The sequence below is a fragment of the Streptomyces sp. NPDC001549 genome (genome assembly GCF_042894025.1).
GTDB lineage: Bacteria > Actinomycetota > Actinomycetes > Streptomycetales > Streptomycetaceae > Streptomyces > Streptomyces kutzneri.
Window position 1 is genome coordinate 220,897 of sequence record NZ_JBIAVJ010000010.1, and the last position, 16,382, is coordinate 237,278.

A 16,382-nucleotide genomic window follows, 5' to 3' on the forward strand; every position below is an offset into this window, starting at 1 on the left:
CCCGCCCCCCCCCCGCCGGCCCCCGCCCCCCCCCGCCGGGGCCCCCCCCCCCCCCCCCCCCCCCCCCCCCCCCCCCCCCCTCGCCGTCCGGTCTCGTCGGCCCACATCACGACCGGCCGGGGAGGGCCTGAGCAGACGGCCTCGGGTGCGGCGGCCCGGCCGTGTCAGATGAAACCGAGGGCCGAGGCGCCGCCGAAGCCGCCCAGCAGGATAAAGACCGGCATGAGGACCTTCAGCTCCACCCAGCTGCCGGCGCGGAAACGCATCGCCTTCGGCGGACCGATCGGGTACCAGCGCTTGCCGGCGATCGGCAGCGGCCACAGGACCGGGCAGCCGGAAACGGTGAGCGCGTCGCCGATGTCGTGGACCAGGGCCCCGAGCACGATCGGCAGGCCGAGCCAGAGGTACTCCTGGCCCGCTCCGGTGAACAGCCAGTTCGCGCCGCTGCCGGGCTGGTCGAGCACCCCGGCCAGGATCCACGCACTGGTCGCGCCGAGCAGCCAGACCAGGACGTCGCTGGACATCCGGGCGGCTCGCCACAGCAGGCCTTCGACCGCCAGCACCAGGTGCACGAAGAGCAGGGCGAGCACACCCCAGCGGTCGGCGGTGACGGCGAGCAGGGAGGCCCCGCCGCCGATCAGTACGGCCCAGAGCCAGGTGTGCGTCAGGGTGCGGTGGCCGCCGGTGCGGCGGGCGTCCTTCTTGGAGCGGGTGCCCTTGTAGACGGCGTAAGAGATCTTGTCGACCACCTCGCACACGCCTTTGGAGAGCGGGCCGAAGGCGCGCGAGATCGTCGCCGACTTGTGATCGAGGTCGGGGGCGAGGGCCGCCCCGGCGCAGATCAGCGCGCCGACGACGAGGACCGGCCAGGGCATGGGGTGTCCGGCGGCCGCGGTGGCCGCGCCCACCCCCAGCCAGGCCGCTGCCCCGGACAGTGAGTGCGCCGGACCCATCATGGTCGTTTCCCGCCCCGCTGGTGTGTGGTCGGGCCCGGTCGACTGTTTCGTTCGGGCCGCATCGACGGCACAGCGTACCGTCGGTGATCTTCCTTCTGTCCGCCGGTTCCCTGATCCGGGGGGAAGCCAGGCAAGATGGGGGGTGTGACCCTCATTGATCAGCTCCCGCCGAACGCCGACCCCGACGCCCTCTTCGAGGCTTTCTCCTCGTGGGCGGAGGACCAGGGCATCACCCTGTACCCGGCTCAGGAGGAGGCGCTGATCGAGGTCGTCTCCGGGGCGAACGTGATCCTGTCCACCCCGACCGGCTCCGGCAAGAGCCTGGTCGCGGCCGGCGCGCACTTCACCGCCCTGGCCCAGGACAAGGTGACCTTCTACACCGCCCCGATCAAGGCGCTGGTGTCGGAGAAGTTCTTCGACCTGTGCAAGCTCTTCGGCACCGAGAACGTCGGCATGCTGACCGGCGACGCCTCCGTGAACGCGGACGCCCCGGTGATCTGCTGCACCGCCGAGGTGCTGGCCTCCATCGCCCTGCGCGACGGCAAGCACGCGGACATCGGCCAGGTCGTGATGGACGAGTTCCACTTCTATGCCGAGCCGGACCGCGGCTGGGCCTGGCAGATCCCGCTGCTGGAGCTGCCGCAGGCGCAGTTCATCCTGATGTCGGCGACCCTCGGCGACATGAAGCGGTTCGAGGAGGACCTGACCCGGCGCACCGGCCGGCCCACCTCGGTGGTCCGTTCCGCGACCCGGCCCGTCCCGCTCTCGTACGAGTACGTCACCACCCCGATCACCGACACGATCACCGAGCTGCTGGAGACCCGGCAGGCTCCCGTCTACATCGTGCACTTCACCCAGGCCCAGGCGGTCGAGCGGGCGCAGTCGCTCATGAGCATCAACATGTGCACGCGCGAGGAGAAGGACAAGATCGCCGATCTCATCGGCAACTTCCGCTTCACCACCAAGTTCGGCCAGAACCTCTCCCGCTACGTACGGCACGGCATCGGTGTGCACCACGCCGGCATGCTGCCCAAGTACCGCCGCCTCGTCGAGAAGCTCGCGCAGGCCGGTCTGCTGAAGGTCATCTGCGGTACGGACACCCTCGGCGTCGGCGTCAACGTCCCGATCCGCACCGTGCTGTTCACCGCGCTCACCAAGTACGACGGCAACCGCGTCCGCACCCTGCGCGCCCGGGAGTTCCACCAGATCGCGGGGCGCGCCGGCCGGGCCGGCTTCGACACCGCGGGCTATGTGGTCGCGCAGGCCCCCGAGCACGTCATCGAGAACGAGAAGGCGCTCGCGAAGGCGGGCGACGATCCGAAGAAGCGCCGCAAGGTGGTGCGCAAGAAGGCTCCCGAGGGCTTCGTCGCCTGGTCGGACACCACGTTCGAGAAGCTCATCGGCGCCGACCCGGAGGCGCTCACCTCGCGCTTCAAGGTCACCAACATCATGCTGCTGTCGGTCATCGCCCGGCCGGGCGACGCCTTCCAGGCGATGCGCCACCTGCTGGAGGACAACCACGAGCCCCGCAAGGCCCAGCTGCGGCACATCCGCCGGGCCATCGCGATCTACCGCTCGCTGCTGGACGGCGGTGTGGTCGAGAAGCTCGACACCCCGGACGCGGAGGGCCGCACCATCCGGCTCACCGTCGACCTCCAGCAGGACTTCGCGCTCAACCAGCCTCTGTCCACCTTCGCCCTGGCCTCCTTCGACCTGCTGGACCCGGAGTCCCCCTCCTACGCGCTGGACATGGTCTCCGTCGTGGAGTCCACGCTGGACGACCCGCGGCAGATCCTCGCCGCCCAGCAGAACAAGGAACGCGGCATCCAGGTCGGCCAGATGAAGGCCGACGGGATCGAGTACGAGGAGCGGATGGAGCGGCTCCAGGACGTCACGTATCCCAAGCCGCTCGAAGAGCTGCTCTCGCACGCCTACGACGTGTACGCCAAGAGCCACCCGTGGGTGCGCGACCACCCGGTCTCCCCGAAGTCGATCATCCGCGACATGTACGAGCGCGCGATGACCTTCACCGAGTTCACCTCCTTCTACGAGCTGGCCCGCACCGAGGGCATCGTGCTGCGCTACCTGGCGAGCGCGTTCAAGGCGCTGGACCACACCATCCCCGACGACCTCAAGTCCGAAGACCTCCAGGACCTGATCGCCTGGCTCGGCGAGCTGGTCCGCCAGGTCGACTCCAGCCTGCTGGACGAGTGGGAGCAGCTGGCGAACCCGGAGGTGGAGACGGCGGAGCAGGCCCAGGAGAAGGCCGACCAGGTCAAGCCGGTCACCGCGAACTCGCGCGCCTTCCGCGTCCTGGTCCGCAACGCCATGTTCCGCCGGGTGGAGCTGGCCGCCCTCGACCACGTCAACGTGCTGGGCGAGCTGGACTCCGAGTCCGGCTGGGACGCGGATGCCTGGGGCGAGGCCCTGGACGGGTACTGGGACGAGTACGACGACCTGGGCACCGGACCCGACGCGCGCGGCCCGAAGCTCCTGCAGATCGAGGAGGACCCGGCGCACGGCCTGTGGCGCGTCCGCCAGACCTTCGCGGACCCCAACGGGGACCATGGCTGGGGCATCAGCGCCGAGGTCGACCTGGCCGCCTCCGACGAGGAGGGCCGGGCCGTGATCCGGGTCACCTCGGTCGGCGAGCTCGGAGCGCTCTGACCGTCCGCCGCATCCCGCCGTACCCGCCCGACCCGCCCGACCCACCGGACCCGCCGGACCCGACCGTGGAGATCCTCTGATGACGAACCCCGCCGAGAGACTGGTCGATCTGCTCGATCTGGAGCAGATCGAGGTCAACATCTTCCGCGGCGCCAGCCCGCAGGAGTCCCTCCAGCGGGTCTTCGGCGGGCAGGTCGCCGGCCAGGCGCTGGTGGCCGCGGGGCGCACCGTGGAGAGCGACCGCCCGGTCCACTCGCTGCACGCGTACTTCCTGCGCCCCGGGATCCCCGGGGTGCCGATCGTGTACCAGGTGGAGCGGGTGCGCGACGGGCGGTCCTTCACCACGCGCCGGGTCACCGCGGTCCAGCAGGGCAAGACGATCTTCAATCTCACCGCCTCCTTCCATCATCCGGAGGAGGGCGGCATCGAGCACCAGCTGCCTCCTCACCACGTTCCTCACCCGGACACGCTCCCCAAGGTCGCGGACGAGATCCGCGAGCACCTGGGGGCGCTGCCGGAGGCGCTGGAGCGGATGGCCCGCCGCCAGCCCTTCGACATCCGGTACGTCAACCGGCTCCGCTGGACTCCCGAGGAGCTCAAGGGATCCGATCCCCGCAGCGCGGTGTGGATGCGCGCGGTCGGTCCACTGGGCGACGACCCGCTCATCCACACCTGCGCGCTCACCTACGCAAGTGACATGACCCTCCTCGACGCCGTGCGCATCCCGGTGGAGCCCCTGTGGGGCATGCGCGGCTTCGACATGGCCTCGCTGGACCACGCCATGTGGTTCCACCGGCCCTTCCGCACGGACGAGTGGTTCCTGTACGACCAGGAGTCGCCCATCGCGCACGGCGGCCGGGGCCTGGCCCGGGGCCGCATCTACGACGTGGAGGGCAGGCTGCTGGTCTCCGTGGTCCAGGAGGGCCTCTTCCGCCCGTACCCCGCCAAGCCGTCCGAGCCCGCCCCGGAGAACTGAGCACACCCATGCCCACCCCTGCCGTCCCCTGCCCCTGCGGGCTGCCCGCCGCCTACCCGGAGTGCTGCGGCCTCTTCCACTCCGGTGCTCGATCGGCACCCACCGCCGAGCGGCTGATGCGCTCCCGGTTCAGCGCCTTCGCCGTCGGCGACACCGCCTACCTGCTGGCTTCCTGGCACCCCGCCACCCGTCCGGACCGCCTCGACCTGGATCCCGAACAGCGCTGGGAGCGGCTGGAGATCCTCGCCACGGAGCGCGGCGGGATGTTCGAGACGGAGGGCTCGGTGGAGTTCCGCGCCCACTACCGCGAGGGCCGGCACACCGGCTCGCTGCACGAGCACAGCAGCTTCTCCCGCGAGGCCGGGGCCTGGGTCTACGTCGGCCCCCTCTCCCCCGTCGACTTCGACTGACCCCGCGCCCCCGCCAGGGCGAAGTCCAGGCTGGTGCGGTACCAGTGGATCTCGTCCGGCGGGCCGGCCGTCAGCAGCCCCGTCGCCACCGCGGCCGCCGCCGGAACCTGCGGGTGCCCGTACGGCGGGGGCGGACCGAGGGCGGCCAGGACGATCCGCTCCGCCGGGTCGGGCACGGCCTCCAGCAGCTCGCCCTCGGGGAGTACGGAAGCCAGTACGGCGGCGCGCTCCCACGGGTCGGCGGTTCGTCTCAGCAGCAGCCCGACATGCCGCCCTCGCCACTTGCGCGGCCGCAGATCCGCCTTGGCCGCCATCAGCTCCCGGTCCGCCGGGGGCGCGATCCCGCGCAGCATTCCCGGCTCCCGCGCGGCGAAGCTCCGTAGCTCAGTGGTCAGATAGAGCCACACCACGGCCCGGTACCGGTTGATCCGGTAGCCCACCGGGGTCACGTGCCCGCAGCGCGCGAGCCGCGTGAACCGGCTCGGGCCGACCCCCACCACCCCCGCCGCGGCCTCCGCCCCGGCCACCGTCTCGACCCGCTCGCGGAGCGCGCCCGGCGGGCCCGCCACCGACCTGACCCGGTCCAGCTCGGCCCGTGCGTAGCGCGCGGCCCCGGCGAGCGTGCGCGGCCCGGCCCGCACGATCCCCAGCTGGACGGCCCTGGCGAACTCGCTTCGGCTCAGCCCCAGTTCCCCCGCGGCCTGCACCCCGCCCACCAGCACGTCCGCGGCGCCTCCGGACACGGCCCCGCCGGCCACATCGCCGCCGGCCACGTCCTCCCGAAGTGCGGTCCCCATCTGCGTCATTACGGTCCTCCCCCACGAGCAATGATTACTCTGTGTGAAGACCGTAACTCAGCGCAATGACACCCCGCGAGGCCTGTGGACAACTTCCCGAACGGCGCCGAAGTCGGCCCGGCTCAGCCGCCGGTGATACGCCGCTCCGCAACACCCAGGTGCTCGCCCACCCGGTTGACCAGCAGCGTCATCTCGTACGCGACCTGACCGATGTCGGACTCGGCGGCGCTCAGCACGCACAGGCTGCTGCCCGCGCCCGCCGCCATGACGAAGAGCGCTCCCTCGTCGTACTCGACCATCGTCTGCCGCACCTCACCGGCCCGGAAGTGGCGGCCGGACCCCTTGGCAAGGCTCTGCAGACCGGCCGCGACAGCCGCCAGGTGTTCCGCGTCCTCCCGCGCCAGCCCCGCGCTCGCCCCCGTGACCAGGCCGTCGTTGGACAGCACCACCGCGTGCCGCACCTGCTGGACCCTGCGCGTCAGGTCGTCCAGCAGCCAGTCCAGTTGCTTGTCCAGTGCCATTCCCAGCCCCTCCCCGTTGACGTCGGCCACATGGCCGCGCCCCACCCCGCGTACTTGTGCCGCAAGCCTTCCCCACCAGCGCCTTTCGGGCAAGGAGGATGTCCCCATGGCGAAGAAGATGACTCAAGAGGAATGGCGGGCGTTCGTCTCGCACTCGACCCGCACCGGAAAGCTCTCCACCGTGCGCGAGGACGGAAGTCCGCACATCGCTCCCATTTGGTTCGTGCTCGACGGCGATTCCTTCGTCTTCAACACCGGAAAGGACACCGTCAAGGGACGCAACCTCGCCCGCGACGGCCGGGTCGCGCTCTGCGTGGACGACGACCGGCCGCCCTTCTCCTTCGTCGTCCTCCAGGGCCGCGCCGAGATCAGCGGGTACACCGACGGCGCCGACGAACTGCTCACCTGGGCAACCCGGATCGGCGCCCGCTACATGGGCGAGGACCAGGCCGAATCCTTCGGTCGCCGCAACGCCGTCCCGACCGAACTCCTCGTCAGGGTTCCGATCGACAAGGTGATCGCCCTCGCCGGTATCGCCGAATGACCGGCCCCTGACCTCCGATCCCTGACTCCCGATGCCACCGACCGGGCCGGTTCACACGGAATCGGCCTGCGGCTCCACCGAGTCCAGCAGCCGGGCGGTGTGCACCCGCCCGGCGTACTCGACCAGCCTGATCAGTACTTCCTTCCCCGAGTCCCGGTCCCGCGCGTCACACAGCACCACCGGTGTCCCCTGCTCCAGGTCCAGGGCCCGCGAGACGTCGTGCGCCCCGAACCGCCGGGCGTCCGTGAAGCAGTTGACGGCCACCACGAAGGGGATGCGCCGGTGCTCGAAGTAGTCCACCGCCGGAAAGCAGTCCTCCAGCCGCCTCGTGTCGGCGAGTACCACCGCGCCCAGCGCGCCCTGCGACAGCTCGTCCCACAGGAACCAGAACCGGTCCTGCCCCGGCGTGCCGAACAGGTACAGGGACAGCCCGGACCGGATGGTGATGCGCCCGAAGTCCATGGCCACCGTCGTGGTCGTCTTCTGGTCCACGCCGCCCGTGTCGTCGACCAGTTCACCCGCCTCGCTCAGCTGTTCCTCCGTCCGCAGCGGCCGGATCTCGCTGACCGCGCCCACCAGCGTGGTCTTGCCCACCCCGAACCCGCCCGCCACCAGGATCTTCAGTGCGAGTGCGGCCAGTTCGGGGTCCTCCTCGGGACCGGGATCCGCGCCCGGGGAAGGGGCCGGTCCGGCAGATCGGTCGTCATGCTGTCCCATCAAAGCGCTCTCAATCCCTCGATGACTTCACGCAGAATCCGCTCGTCCGGCAGTTGTGCGGGTGGTACGGGCCGGCTGACCTTGACGTGCCCGCCCTCCAGCAGGTCCCCGAGGAGCACCCGCACCACCCCCACGGGCAGGTCCGCGTCGGCGGCGAGTTCGGCCACCGACTGGGTCTCGGAGCGGCAGAGCCCGAGCAGTGCCCGGTGTTCGGGGCCCAGCAGGGACTCGGCCGCCTCGTCCGTACCCGCCGGATCGACCGCGACCAGCGCGATCAGGTCGAAGCGGACCCCGTGGGGTCCCGGCTTCGTACGCCCGCCGGTCATGGCGTACGGACGCACGAGTGGGCCCGCGTCGGCGTCGTACCACTGGCCGTTCATGTGCCGGACCGCCGCCCTCAGCCGGCGGCCGGCGGGCGCGCCGCGAACCGGGGCGGGGTGTAGAGGTGCTCGCCGACCCGCTTCACCAGCCGGGCCATCTCGTAGGCGATCAGGCCGATGTCGGCAGTGGCGGCACTGAGCACGGCCAGGCAGGAACCGTCGCCGGCGGCCGCGACGAAGAGGAAGCCCTCGTCCATCTCGACCATCGTCTGGCGCACGCCCCCGGCGTGGAAGTGCCGGCCCGCGCCCTTGGCCAGGCTGTGGAAGCCGGAGGCCACCGCGGCCAGGTGCTCGGCGTCCTCCCGGCTGAGCGCGCTGGAGGCGCCGACCGCCAGGCCGTCGTTGGAGAGGACCACGGCGTGCCTGACCTCGCGGACCCGGAGCACCAGGTCGTCGAGCAGCCAGTCCAGTTCGCCGGACCTGCGGCCGCCGTCGAGGTCGATCCTTTGGTGTTCGATCATCACACTTCTCCTTCGCTGCCTGCGTGAGGGGAGTTCTCCTGGGCGCCGCGGACCCAGCCGGCCCGGTAGGCCGCCATCCGGTCCCGGGCCTGCTCCGGGCTACGGCCCGGCGGCTCCTCGGGGAGGCGGGACGCGGCCGGGGGCTTCGGGGCGGGGGCCTCCCGAAGCTGCGGGACGAGACTGGCCTGGCGCACCCGGCGCGGCAGTTCCGTCACCGAGGCCGGAGGCACCGCGGCCGTCTGGGTACGGGCGCCCGCGCCGCCGGGGGCGCGCGGCCGGAGCGAAGCCACCGGGGCCGGGCGCGGCTCCTCGCGTACGGGGTTCGGGGCCGGGGCCGGGGCCGCGGGCTGCGCTTCCTCGCGTACGACGGTCATCGCGGGTGGCTGTTCCGCCTTCGCGCCCGCCTTCGGTGCCGGGGCGGAGGACCGGGGGGAGGACGGGGACGGGGCTCGGGCCGGAGCGGGAGCCGACGGCTCCGGGCGGGGCGCCGGGTCGGATTCCGGAGCCTTGGCTGAGCCTGGAGTCATGGCCGAGCCCGGGGCCATCGCCGAGCCAGGGGCCGAGCCGTGGGCGGAGGCAGCGGCAGGGGATCCGGCTGGGGCGCCGGCCGTGATCGCGCCCTGGAGCATGGAGTTGGGCAGGAGCACCACGGCGGTGGTGCCGCCGTAGGGCGAGGTGCGCAGGTGCACCTTCACTCCGTGGCGGGCCGAGAGGCGGCTGACCACGAAGAGCCCGAGCCGGTCGCTGTCGAAGAGGTCGAGGGATTCGGACTGCTCGATGCGGCGGTTGGCGTCGCCAAGGGTGTCGGGGCCCATACCGAGTCCGCGGTCCTCGACCTCCAGGACGTAGCCGGTGCCGACGGGCTCGCCGCTGACCCGGACCTTGGTGTGCGGCGGGGAGAACTGGGCCGCGTTCTCGATGAGTTCGGCGAGCAGGTGGGTGAGGTCGGCGACGGCTCCCCCGACCACGGCTGCTTCCGCGAGCTGCCGGACCTCGATCCGCGGGTAGTCCTCGATCTCGGAGACGGCGGCCCGCACGACGTTCGTGAGGGGGACCGGCATCCGCCAGGCCCGGCCCGGCGTGGCTCCCGACAGGATGATCAGGCTCTCCGCGTGCCGGCGCATCCGGGTGGTCAGGTGGTCGAGGCGGAAGAGGTCACCGAGCTCGTTCGGGTCGTCGGCGCGCCGCTCCATCGAGTCGAGCAGGGTGAGCTGCTTGTGTACGAGGACCTGGCTGCGGCGGGCGAGGTTGACGAAGACCCCGGAGATCCCGCTGGCGAGTTCCGCCCGTTCGACGGCGGCGCTGAGCGCGGCCCGGTGGACGGTGTCGAGCGCCTCGCCGACCTGGGTGATCTCGTCCTCGGCCGGCGGCCCGGGCGGGGTCTCGGCGGCGACGTCGATCTCCTGGCCGGCGCGCAGCCGATCCATCGCCTGCGGGAGTTTGCGGTGGGCGATCTCCAGGGCGGTGTTGCGCAGCGAGACGAGTTCGACGACCAGCGCCCGGCCGATCCGGACCGAGATGACGAGGGAGGCGGCGACGGCCGCCAGGCCCAGCAGCACGGCGGCCCCTGCCGGGGTGAGCGCCCCTTCGGCGAACGGGTCGGCCCGGTCGGCGGCCGCGGCCTGTGCGGCCGCCTCGACCTCCCGCATCGAGGAGGCGATGCCGTTGTGGGCGGCCTCCCATCCGGCGGGCACCCCGCGGCTCTCCTTGGAGGTGCCCGCGGCCAGCGCCCGGTCCTCGGCGCCGGTGAGGTCGGCGTAGGCGGCGCTCTTGGCGGCGGACTGCCAGACGGCCTCCTGTCCGGCAGGAAGGTCTCGGGCGGCGGATTCGGTGAGCGCGCGGCGGGACTCGACGGCGCCGGTCAGCTGCCGAAGCGTTTCGGCGGTGCGCGGGCCGGGGGTGGCGAGCAGCGCGTCCTCCCGGGACAGCAGTTCCGCGGCGCGGGAGAATTCGAGCAGGACCCGGGCGTCGGGGCCGAGTTCGGCCTTCTCCCCGCCGGTCAGGGCGCCGCCGACGGCGAAGGCGGAGTCGACCACGCGGGTGTAGATGGTGTAGGCGGCCTCGGGGGTGGCACGGCGGTCGGTGATGTCCTTGCGCGACGAGCCCAGGCCTTCGGCGGCGGCTACGAACGCCTCCAGCCGGACCACGATGTCGGAGCGGTAGTCGCCGGAGTCGGCGACGGTGTGCTGGTCACCGAGCCGCAGCCGCTGCACGGCGGCGTCGGTCCGGCGGGCCTGCCGGTCGAGGGCGCCCGGGTCGGAGGCGGGGTCGGCGAGCAGACGGACGGCGGCGCGCCGTTCGGCCTGGAGCTCGGTGACAGCGGCGGCGACGGGCGTGCGTATCTCGGTGTCGACCTGGTGGACGCGGCTGAGCCGGGCCATGTCCTGAGCGGTGTTGACGGTGGCGAAGGCCCAGAGGGCGAGGAGCGAGACGACCGGGACCATCAGCAACGAGACGATCTTCGCGCGGACGGTGGCGGGGCGCAGCCGCAACCGCGGCCGGGGTCCGCTCGCGCGCGCGGCGGGCGGGTGGGGCCGCTGGCCCCGGAGCTCCGCCGGTTCCTCGGCCGGCGGCCCGGCGTGGGCCCGGCGGCCGCGTGCCGGGGGCGCGGGCAGCCGCGGCGCCGCTGCTTCCGGTTTTCTGCGGGGTGTTCGCATGGGCTCCTCGTTCCGGGCGGTGCCTACGGGTGCGGTGGGGCGGGTGAAGCGGTGAAGCGGTGGGGAGGGTGGGGTGACGCGGCGGTGGGGTGATGGCCGGTACGCGGCGGTGCGCTGCCGCGGGATCGGCCCGGTCCACGGACCGCCGGTGCTCGGTCAGTGCGCGGTCAGTGCGCGGTCACGGTGCGCTCCCCCAACTGCCGGACCGAAGCGGAGGCGGCGCGCTCGTCGACCGTCGGGGACAGCGCGACGAAGGCGGCGGTGATGAACAGGTAGGAGCCCAGCCCGACGGCGAGCGGGAAGATGAACTGCATGGCCGTGGCACCGGACAGGGCCGCGTCCGATGGGCTGACGCTGACGGCGACGGCCATCATCCCCGTGTAGTGCATGCTGCTGACGGCGGCGCCCATGACGAGCGAGGCGGCGGCCACCGCCACCGGTGACTTGATGTTGAGCGCGGCCCACAGGGCGGCGGTCGCCGCGATCACGGCGATGGCAACGGAGAGTCCGACGGTGAGCGGATCGTAGGAGACCTCGCCGTGCAGTCGCAGGGCCGCCATACCCAGGTAATGCATGCTGGCGACGCCGAGTCCGGTGGTCAGGCCGCCCAGTACGAGGGACCGGCCGCGCTCCTTGCCGTAGCCGACGGCGAAGACTCCGGCGCCGACGACCAGCACGGCGACGAGCAGACTGAGGATCGTGAGCGGCACGTTGTAGTGGATCTCGGTGCCTGTGACCTCGAAGCCGAGCATCGCGACGAAGTGCATGGTCCAGATGCCGGTGCCGATGGCGGAGGCCGCGGTGAGGAGCCAGTTGCGGCGCGAGGCTCCGGTCGTGGCGAGCGCGCGGACGGTGCAGCGCAGCCCGAGGGCGGCGCCGATCGATGCCATCACATATGACAGCGCGGGTGTCAGCCACCCATACGCGGCGTGGTCCAGATGTCCCAGGTGTCCCATGGCCACGGGACGCTAGTCCGGGTGAGGGCGCGAACAAGGGGCGCATTTCGAAAGCCGCTGGAACTGCTGGAATATGACAGAGCTACGTTCATCTTCGATCACACCACGTGCCAGCTTGCGCACGGTCCGCAGGGACGCGAGCCGGAGCCCGTGGGGGATCATGGGCACATGAGCGACGACCACACACACGTGCAGGAGTTCTTCGGGGCGCGCGCGGCCGACTGGGACCGCAAGTTTCCCGGAGACGGGCCCGCGTTCACCACCGCCGTGACCGAGTTCGGACTGCGGCCCGGGGACCGGGTGCTCGATGCGGGCTGCGGCACCGGGCGGGCCATGACCGCCCTGCGCGCCGCCGTCGGACCCGCCGGGACCGTACTCGGCGTGGACCTCACCGCGCAGATGCTGGCCGCCGCGCGGCGGGCGGGGCGGGACGCCGAGGGCGCCCTGCTGCTCGCCGACGTGGCCCGGCTGCCGCTGCGCGACGAGGTGCTCGACGCGGTGTTCGCCGCCGGGCTCATCGCCCACCTGCCCGACCCGGGGGCGAACCTGGGCGAGCTCGCCCGCGTGGTCCGCCCCGGTGGCGGGCTCGCACTCTTCCACCCGATCGGGCGAGCGGCCCTCGCAGCGCGTCACGGCCGCGAGCTGACCCCGGACGACATGCGGGCCGAGCACAACCTCGGCCCGCTGCTGACCGGTTCGGGCTGGGACATGACCTCGTACGCCGATGACGACGACCGGTTCCTGGTACTGGCGGTACGCCGCCCCTGAACACACCCGTACGTCGGCCCCATGCCCGGGGTCCGCGGAGGTGCCCGGGATCAGGCCGGAGGCTGGGCCTCGGCTCCGGCGGGCCGGCGGGGATGCGGAACGGGGCAGCCGCCCGAGCCGGGCACGGGGAACGTGCCGAGCTCACCCACGTCGTAGCCGTCCGGATAACCCTTGATCTCCGGGTTCTGGCGGGCGTAGTGCGGGGCCCGGCGCGGGGGCAGGAGCCGTACCGCGCGGCCGCGCAGCCACAGGGCGCCCTGGACGAGGCGCCGGACCGGGGCGCGCGGGGCCTCGTACCGGAAGGCGCCCAGCAGCGACTCGTCGAGGAGGGCGAGACTCGCGCGCCGCACGCCGGGGGCGACCGGCGCCGGGTACCAGGAGGCCATGAGGTCGAGGGTGGCGTCGGCGACCTTGCGGGCGCCTTCGTCCCAGCCGAAGTGGGCCTCCTCGTAGGCGTCGAGGGTGGCTTCGAACTCCTCGTAGGAGCCCGGGATGTCCGTGATGCCCAGGTGCCGGCCGAGGGTGGCGTAGTAGTTCGCACAGGCCCGGCGCTCGTGGTGGGTCAGCGGACGCCAGCCGTAGGCGTCCAGCCAGCGCGCCGGAATCACCACGAAGGTGCTCAGGACGTACCGCATGTCCTCGTTCGAGATGTCGTAGCTGCGGTGCATCTGGTTGACACGGCGGATGGCGGTGCGCGCGGTGTCGCTCTCGAAGCCGTGCTCGACGACCGCGTCCAGGAGCAGCGCGGTGTCGTCGTAGCGCTTCTGGGTCCGGTCGGTGAACTCGGCCGTCTCGGCCAGCAGGCCACCGATGCTCGGGACGGCGTAGGTCCGGAACAGTGCGAGTTCCAGGGCGCGGGTGAAGTCCCAGGGGAACTCGTAGGTGGCGGTGAGCCGGTAGATGGCGAGGAAATCCTTGTCGGGATCGAGACGGAGGATCTCCCTCAGCCGATCGTAACGCTGCACCAGGTGTCCCTTTCTGTGGCGGGTTCCCAACTCTACGTGCAGGTAGCAGCCTTGGAAATCGTGTCCCGCAAGCTCTCGACGGGCGGGTTACCCGCTGGTTAAGGTGCGCCGACGAGAGAGCTACCAGGAGGCCAGGTGTCCGACGACGAGGGTGGCGGCTCGCTGTATGTGCTGACCGCCGTGCTGCTGACCCCGGCGCAGTTCCCCAGCATCCTGGGCGACGACTTCCCCGAGGCCTGCTCCCTGCTGGGCGTGGCGCCGAACAGGGAGGGGTACGGGCTGGTGCTCGGCCAGGACGAGGAGGGCGCGCGCTGGACGGTCGTCGTGGACGACGTCTCGCTCGTCGCGACGGCCATTGCCTCCTGGGACTGCGGGATGGAGTACGACCTGTCCCCCGACGAGCGGACGATCGTGGTCTCGCTGGCGGGCTGGCCGCTGGAGTTGTCGGTGAGCGCGTCGGGAATCCCGGAGCCGCACGATCCCGAGCAGGGAGCGGACGGTACGGGGCGGGTCCCGCTCGCCCCACCCTCGGCGGACGCCTGGGGTCCGGTGCAGCGACGGATGGGCGCGGACCAGATAGCGCGGGAGTGGGCGGACTGGCGGGAGCGCGTGGCCACGGACGGCGGGGCGGCGGCCGCCGCGCACCCCGGGCTCGCGCGGGCACTGGAGGAGGCCGTGGCGTACACGAAGACCCCGCCGCCGCCCGGCCGGGTACGGTCCTCGTTCGCCGGCGAGGGGGCCCGGACGCTGCGGGTGGACGGGCCCGGCTGGTCGCTCGTGGCGCGTACCGGCGAGGCGGCCTTCGTCCTGCTGGACGAGGAACCGAGCGAGGTGCTCGCGGTCCCCCACGAGAGGGACTCGGAACTGTCGGACCTGCCGGATCTGCCGGACCTGCCGGACCTGCCGGACCTGCCGGACCTGCTGACGGCGCTGGACCGCATCGCGGTCCGCCCGTCGTGAACACGGGCCGGAGCGGGCGACGGCGGTGACGGCAGCGACGGCATCAGCAGCAGCCCTGATGCACGGCACATACCGGGCGGTCCGTCGGTGCCCGGCCTCCGGGCGCGGGCCGTCCCGGCCTCTCACAATCGAAAGGAATCGGCCAAGGGGGCCGGAAATCGCTCTGGATCCCCCTCCTCCAGAATGATCGAATCGGCCAGTCAAGCGGCTCAAAGGTGCGTACCTCGTACCTGTGGCCCATTCCACGACGGAGGCCATTCTTGAATTCCATGTCCTACCTGGACCTGCACCGGGAAGTCTCGCAGGACATCGACGCGGAGATCGACACCGCGCTGGAGCGGCTCGGCCCACTGGCGAGCACGACCAGGAACTCAGTGGCCAAGCTCTTGGAGCACCGCAAACTGAGACATCCCCTCTCGGTGCTGCCGCTCCTCACGCACGCCATAGAGACCGGTAATCCGAAACCTGCCATTCCGCTGTCCGCCGTCCACCTGCTGTGGTGGACCTCGGCCTGCTATCTCGACGACCTGGCGGACGCCAACGGCGCCTCCATCTCCGGCGAGCTCACCGAGAACGAAGCACTGCTCGCATCCGTCATCACGGGAAACTCGCTCCCCATCCAGATACTCCTCGCGCAGGATCTCCCGGAGTCGGCGCGCAGCGCGCTGATAACCGAGATCCTGAACGGCTGGATCATCGGTGTCGACGGCCAGATCGACGACATGCGCGGGGACATCTGCAGCGCCTCGCGGAAATCGGTGGTCGAGACGTACCGCGGCAAGTCCGGCGCACCCTTCGGAATGATCACGGCAATGGCCGCGATATTCTCGGGAACATCGGCCGAGAAGGTGGAGCTGTGGCGTGAATTCGGCTACGTCTTCGGCATCCTTTGGCAAATATTCAACGACCAGGAAGACATCCTGTCCGGCCGCAACGAGGACCTGCTCAACGGCACGGTCACCTATCTCCTCGCCTCCGTGATCGAGGACGCCTCGCCCGATTCCCGGGAGCGCATCCTGGGCCTGTGCGCCGCCGCCGGGCGCTCGCAGCAGGCCAGAGCGGAACTCGAGGGACTGCTGCGGACGCCCGTCGCCCTCGACCGGTACCGGGCGGAGATCGACGCATTCCGCGCCGAGGGGTACCGGATCCTGGACGAACTGGGCGGCGACGAGACCTACTCGCCGGTGCTTCGGCACCTCGTGGACCACGCGTCCCAGATGCTGCTCGAAACGGACCTCGACCTGGCCGTCGTGAGCGGCGCCGCCTGACCCGGCCGCCGCCCGGGCGGGCCACACCTTTCGGGCGTCACCGCCACCGGACGGGTACGCGCCCGGGTCCCGCCCCGCGGCCATGCCTGCCGGGCTCCGCGCCGAAGCCGGAGCCCGGCCGCCCCGCCGGGCGACCGTGCGGCGGCCGCGGTCAGCGGCCGATCTGCTTCCTGGATATACCCCGCAGACGACGCCGCTGGGAGGAGTCCAGCAGGAGATAGGCGGCGGCCGGCACGCCAATCAGGACCAGCAGTCCCGCCCAGAACCCCACGGTCCAGAACAGCACGATGGCTGCCACGACTCCGGCAACCGCGATCTTTCCGCTCGTGGACATCTGCGGACACCTCCTTCTGCCGTCGACCAACTACTACCCGCTCAA

The 16,382-nt window shown here is 71.8% G+C and carries 17 protein-coding genes; 7 read left to right on the forward strand and 10 right to left on the reverse strand.

The genetic code is table 11. The features are described from left to right. Positions 1–164: 164 nt before the first annotated feature. Complete coding sequence (locus ACFY04_RS19140) at positions 165–956, reverse strand: metal-dependent hydrolase (protein ID WP_389118103.1); 792 nt, start codon at positions 954–956, stop codon at positions 165–167. 144 nt (positions 957–1,100) lie between these two features. Between ACFY04_RS19140 and ACFY04_RS19145 the strand changes: the two genes are divergently transcribed. The 3 genes from ACFY04_RS19145 (at position 1,101) to ACFY04_RS19155 (ending at position 5,009) form a co-directional block, all read left to right on the forward strand. After that, the gene (locus ACFY04_RS19145; RefSeq protein WP_389118105.1) at positions 1,101–3,623 is read left to right on the forward strand and encodes a DEAD/DEAH box helicase; all 2,523 of its coding nucleotides are present in this window, start codon (positions 1,101–1,103) and stop codon (positions 3,621–3,623) included. Positions 3,624–3,702: 79 nt separating this feature from the next. After that, the gene (locus ACFY04_RS19150) at positions 3,703–4,599 is read left to right on the forward strand and encodes an acyl-CoA thioesterase (protein WP_389118107.1); all 897 of its coding nucleotides are present in this window, start codon (positions 3,703–3,705) and stop codon (positions 4,597–4,599) included. Positions 4,600–4,607: 8 nt separating this feature from the next. After that, positions 4,608–5,009, forward strand: a complete 402-nt coding sequence (locus ACFY04_RS19155; protein ID WP_389118109.1) for a YchJ family protein — start codon at positions 4,608–4,610, stop codon at positions 5,007–5,009. On the opposite strand, the gene ACFY04_RS19160 is transcribed toward ACFY04_RS19155, so the two are convergent. Together ACFY04_RS19160 and ACFY04_RS19165 are read right to left on the reverse strand one after the other, a co-directional pair. Beyond that, the gene (locus ACFY04_RS19160) at positions 4,973–5,815 is read right to left on the reverse strand and encodes a DUF6397 family protein (protein WP_389118111.1); all 843 of its coding nucleotides are present in this window, start codon (positions 5,813–5,815) and stop codon (positions 4,973–4,975) included. The genes ACFY04_RS19155 and ACFY04_RS19160 overlap by 37 nt on opposite strands. A gap of 113 nt (positions 5,816–5,928) precedes the next feature. Then, positions 5,929–6,327, reverse strand: a complete 399-nt coding sequence (locus ACFY04_RS19165; protein WP_189734290.1) for a roadblock/LC7 domain-containing protein — start codon at positions 6,325–6,327, stop codon at positions 5,929–5,931. A 106-nt stretch (positions 6,328–6,433) separates the two neighbouring features. On the opposite strand from ACFY04_RS19165, the gene ACFY04_RS19170 reads away from it, so the two are divergent. After that, positions 6,434–6,871, forward strand: coding sequence for a PPOX class F420-dependent oxidoreductase (locus ACFY04_RS19170; RefSeq protein WP_389118113.1), 438 nt, complete (start codon positions 6,434–6,436; stop codon positions 6,869–6,871). Positions 6,872–6,922: 51 nt separating this feature from the next. Here ACFY04_RS19170 and ACFY04_RS19175 read toward each other — a convergent pair whose 3' ends face one another. The 5 genes from ACFY04_RS19175 to ACFY04_RS19195 form a co-directional block, all read right to left on the reverse strand. Next, entirely contained in the window at positions 6,923–7,588 is a 666-nt protein-coding gene (locus ACFY04_RS19175; protein ID WP_389118115.1) for an ATP/GTP-binding protein, read from the reverse strand. Next, complete coding sequence (locus tag ACFY04_RS19180; RefSeq protein WP_351156820.1) at positions 7,588–7,968, reverse strand: DUF742 domain-containing protein; 381 nt, start codon at positions 7,966–7,968, stop codon at positions 7,588–7,590. The genes ACFY04_RS19175 and ACFY04_RS19180 overlap by 1 nt, the downstream gene beginning before the upstream one ends. 17 nt (positions 7,969–7,985) lie before the next feature. Next, on the reverse strand, positions 7,986–8,429 hold the full coding sequence (locus tag ACFY04_RS19185; protein WP_389118116.1) for a roadblock/LC7 domain-containing protein: 444 nt from the start codon (positions 8,427–8,429) through the stop codon (positions 7,986–7,988). Continuing rightward, positions 8,429–11,086, reverse strand: a complete 2,658-nt coding sequence (locus ACFY04_RS19190) for a nitrate- and nitrite sensing domain-containing protein (protein ID WP_389118117.1) — start codon at positions 11,084–11,086, stop codon at positions 8,429–8,431. Before ACFY04_RS19190 ends, ACFY04_RS19185 begins: the two co-directional genes overlap by 1 nt. Positions 11,087–11,253: 167 nt before the next feature. Then, positions 11,254–12,033: an MHYT domain-containing protein gene (locus tag ACFY04_RS19195; RefSeq protein ID WP_389118161.1), complete on the reverse strand. Its 780-nt coding sequence runs from the start codon at positions 12,031–12,033 to the stop codon at positions 11,254–11,256. A 177-nt stretch (positions 12,034–12,210) separates the two neighbouring features. Here ACFY04_RS19195 and ACFY04_RS19200 point away from each other — a divergent pair, with 177 nt between their 5' ends. Next, the gene (locus ACFY04_RS19200) at positions 12,211–12,810 is read left to right on the forward strand and encodes a methyltransferase domain-containing protein (protein ID WP_389118119.1); all 600 of its coding nucleotides are present in this window, start codon (positions 12,211–12,213) and stop codon (positions 12,808–12,810) included. A 50-nt stretch (positions 12,811–12,860) separates the two neighbouring features. On the opposite strand, the gene ACFY04_RS19205 is transcribed toward ACFY04_RS19200, so the two are convergent. After that, positions 12,861–13,778 (reverse strand): oxygenase MpaB family protein, encoded by a 918-nt coding sequence (locus tag ACFY04_RS19205; RefSeq protein WP_389118163.1) that lies wholly within the window; start codon positions 13,776–13,778, stop codon positions 12,861–12,863. Between the two features lie 132 nt (positions 13,779–13,910). Here ACFY04_RS19205 and ACFY04_RS19210 point away from each other — a divergent pair, with 132 nt between their 5' ends. Both ACFY04_RS19210 and ACFY04_RS19215 read left to right on the forward strand, forming a co-directional pair. Next, the gene (locus ACFY04_RS19210) at positions 13,911–14,735 is read left to right on the forward strand and encodes a hypothetical protein (RefSeq protein ID WP_389118120.1); all 825 of its coding nucleotides are present in this window, start codon (positions 13,911–13,913) and stop codon (positions 14,733–14,735) included. 269 nt (positions 14,736–15,004) lie between these two features. Then, on the forward strand, positions 15,005–16,003 hold the full coding sequence (locus ACFY04_RS19215; protein WP_389118165.1) for a polyprenyl synthetase family protein: 999 nt from the start codon (positions 15,005–15,007) through the stop codon (positions 16,001–16,003). A 151-nt stretch (positions 16,004–16,154) separates the two neighbouring features. Here ACFY04_RS19215 and ACFY04_RS19220 read toward each other — a convergent pair whose 3' ends face one another. After that, positions 16,155–16,337, reverse strand: a complete 183-nt coding sequence (locus ACFY04_RS19220; protein ID WP_389118122.1) for a hypothetical protein — start codon at positions 16,335–16,337, stop codon at positions 16,155–16,157. Between the last annotated feature and the right edge of the window lie 45 nt (positions 16,338–16,382).

Excerpts from the sequence above, each read along its gene's own strand:
- ACFY04_RS19140 (WP_389118103.1), bottom strand. The coding sequence starts at position 956 with ATGATGGGTCCGGCGCACTCACTGTCCGGGGCAGCGGCCTGGCTGGGG.
- ACFY04_RS19150 (WP_389118107.1), top strand. The coding sequence starts at position 3,703 with ATGACGAACCCCGCCGAGAGACTGGTCGATCTGCTCGATCTGGAGCAG.
- ACFY04_RS19155 (WP_389118109.1), top strand. The coding sequence starts at position 4,608 with ATGCCCACCCCTGCCGTCCCCTGCCCCTGCGGGCTGCCCGCCGCCTAC.
- ACFY04_RS19160 (WP_389118111.1), bottom strand. The coding sequence starts at position 5,815 with ATGACGCAGATGGGGACCGCACTTCGGGAGGACGTGGCCGGCGGCGAT.
- ACFY04_RS19165 (WP_189734290.1), bottom strand. The coding sequence starts at position 6,327 with ATGGCACTGGACAAGCAACTGGACTGGCTGCTGGACGACCTGACGCGC.
- ACFY04_RS19170 (WP_389118113.1), top strand. The coding sequence starts at position 6,434 with ATGGCGAAGAAGATGACTCAAGAGGAATGGCGGGCGTTCGTCTCGCAC.
- ACFY04_RS19175 (WP_389118115.1), bottom strand. The coding sequence starts at position 7,588 with ATGGGACAGCATGACGACCGATCTGCCGGACCGGCCCCTTCCCCGGGC.
- ACFY04_RS19180 (WP_351156820.1), bottom strand. The coding sequence starts at position 7,968 with ATGAACGGCCAGTGGTACGACGCCGACGCGGGCCCACTCGTGCGTCCG.
- ACFY04_RS19185 (WP_389118116.1), bottom strand. The coding sequence starts at position 8,429 with ATGATCGAACACCAAAGGATCGACCTCGACGGCGGCCGCAGGTCCGGC.
- ACFY04_RS19190 (WP_389118117.1), bottom strand. The coding sequence starts at position 11,086 with ATGCGAACACCCCGCAGAAAACCGGAAGCAGCGGCGCCGCGGCTGCCC.
- ACFY04_RS19200 (WP_389118119.1), top strand. The coding sequence starts at position 12,211 with ATGAGCGACGACCACACACACGTGCAGGAGTTCTTCGGGGCGCGCGCG.
- ACFY04_RS19215 (WP_389118165.1), top strand. The coding sequence starts at position 15,005 with ATGTCCTACCTGGACCTGCACCGGGAAGTCTCGCAGGACATCGACGCG.
- ACFY04_RS19220 (WP_389118122.1), bottom strand. The coding sequence starts at position 16,337 with ATGTCCACGAGCGGAAAGATCGCGGTTGCCGGAGTCGTGGCAGCCATC.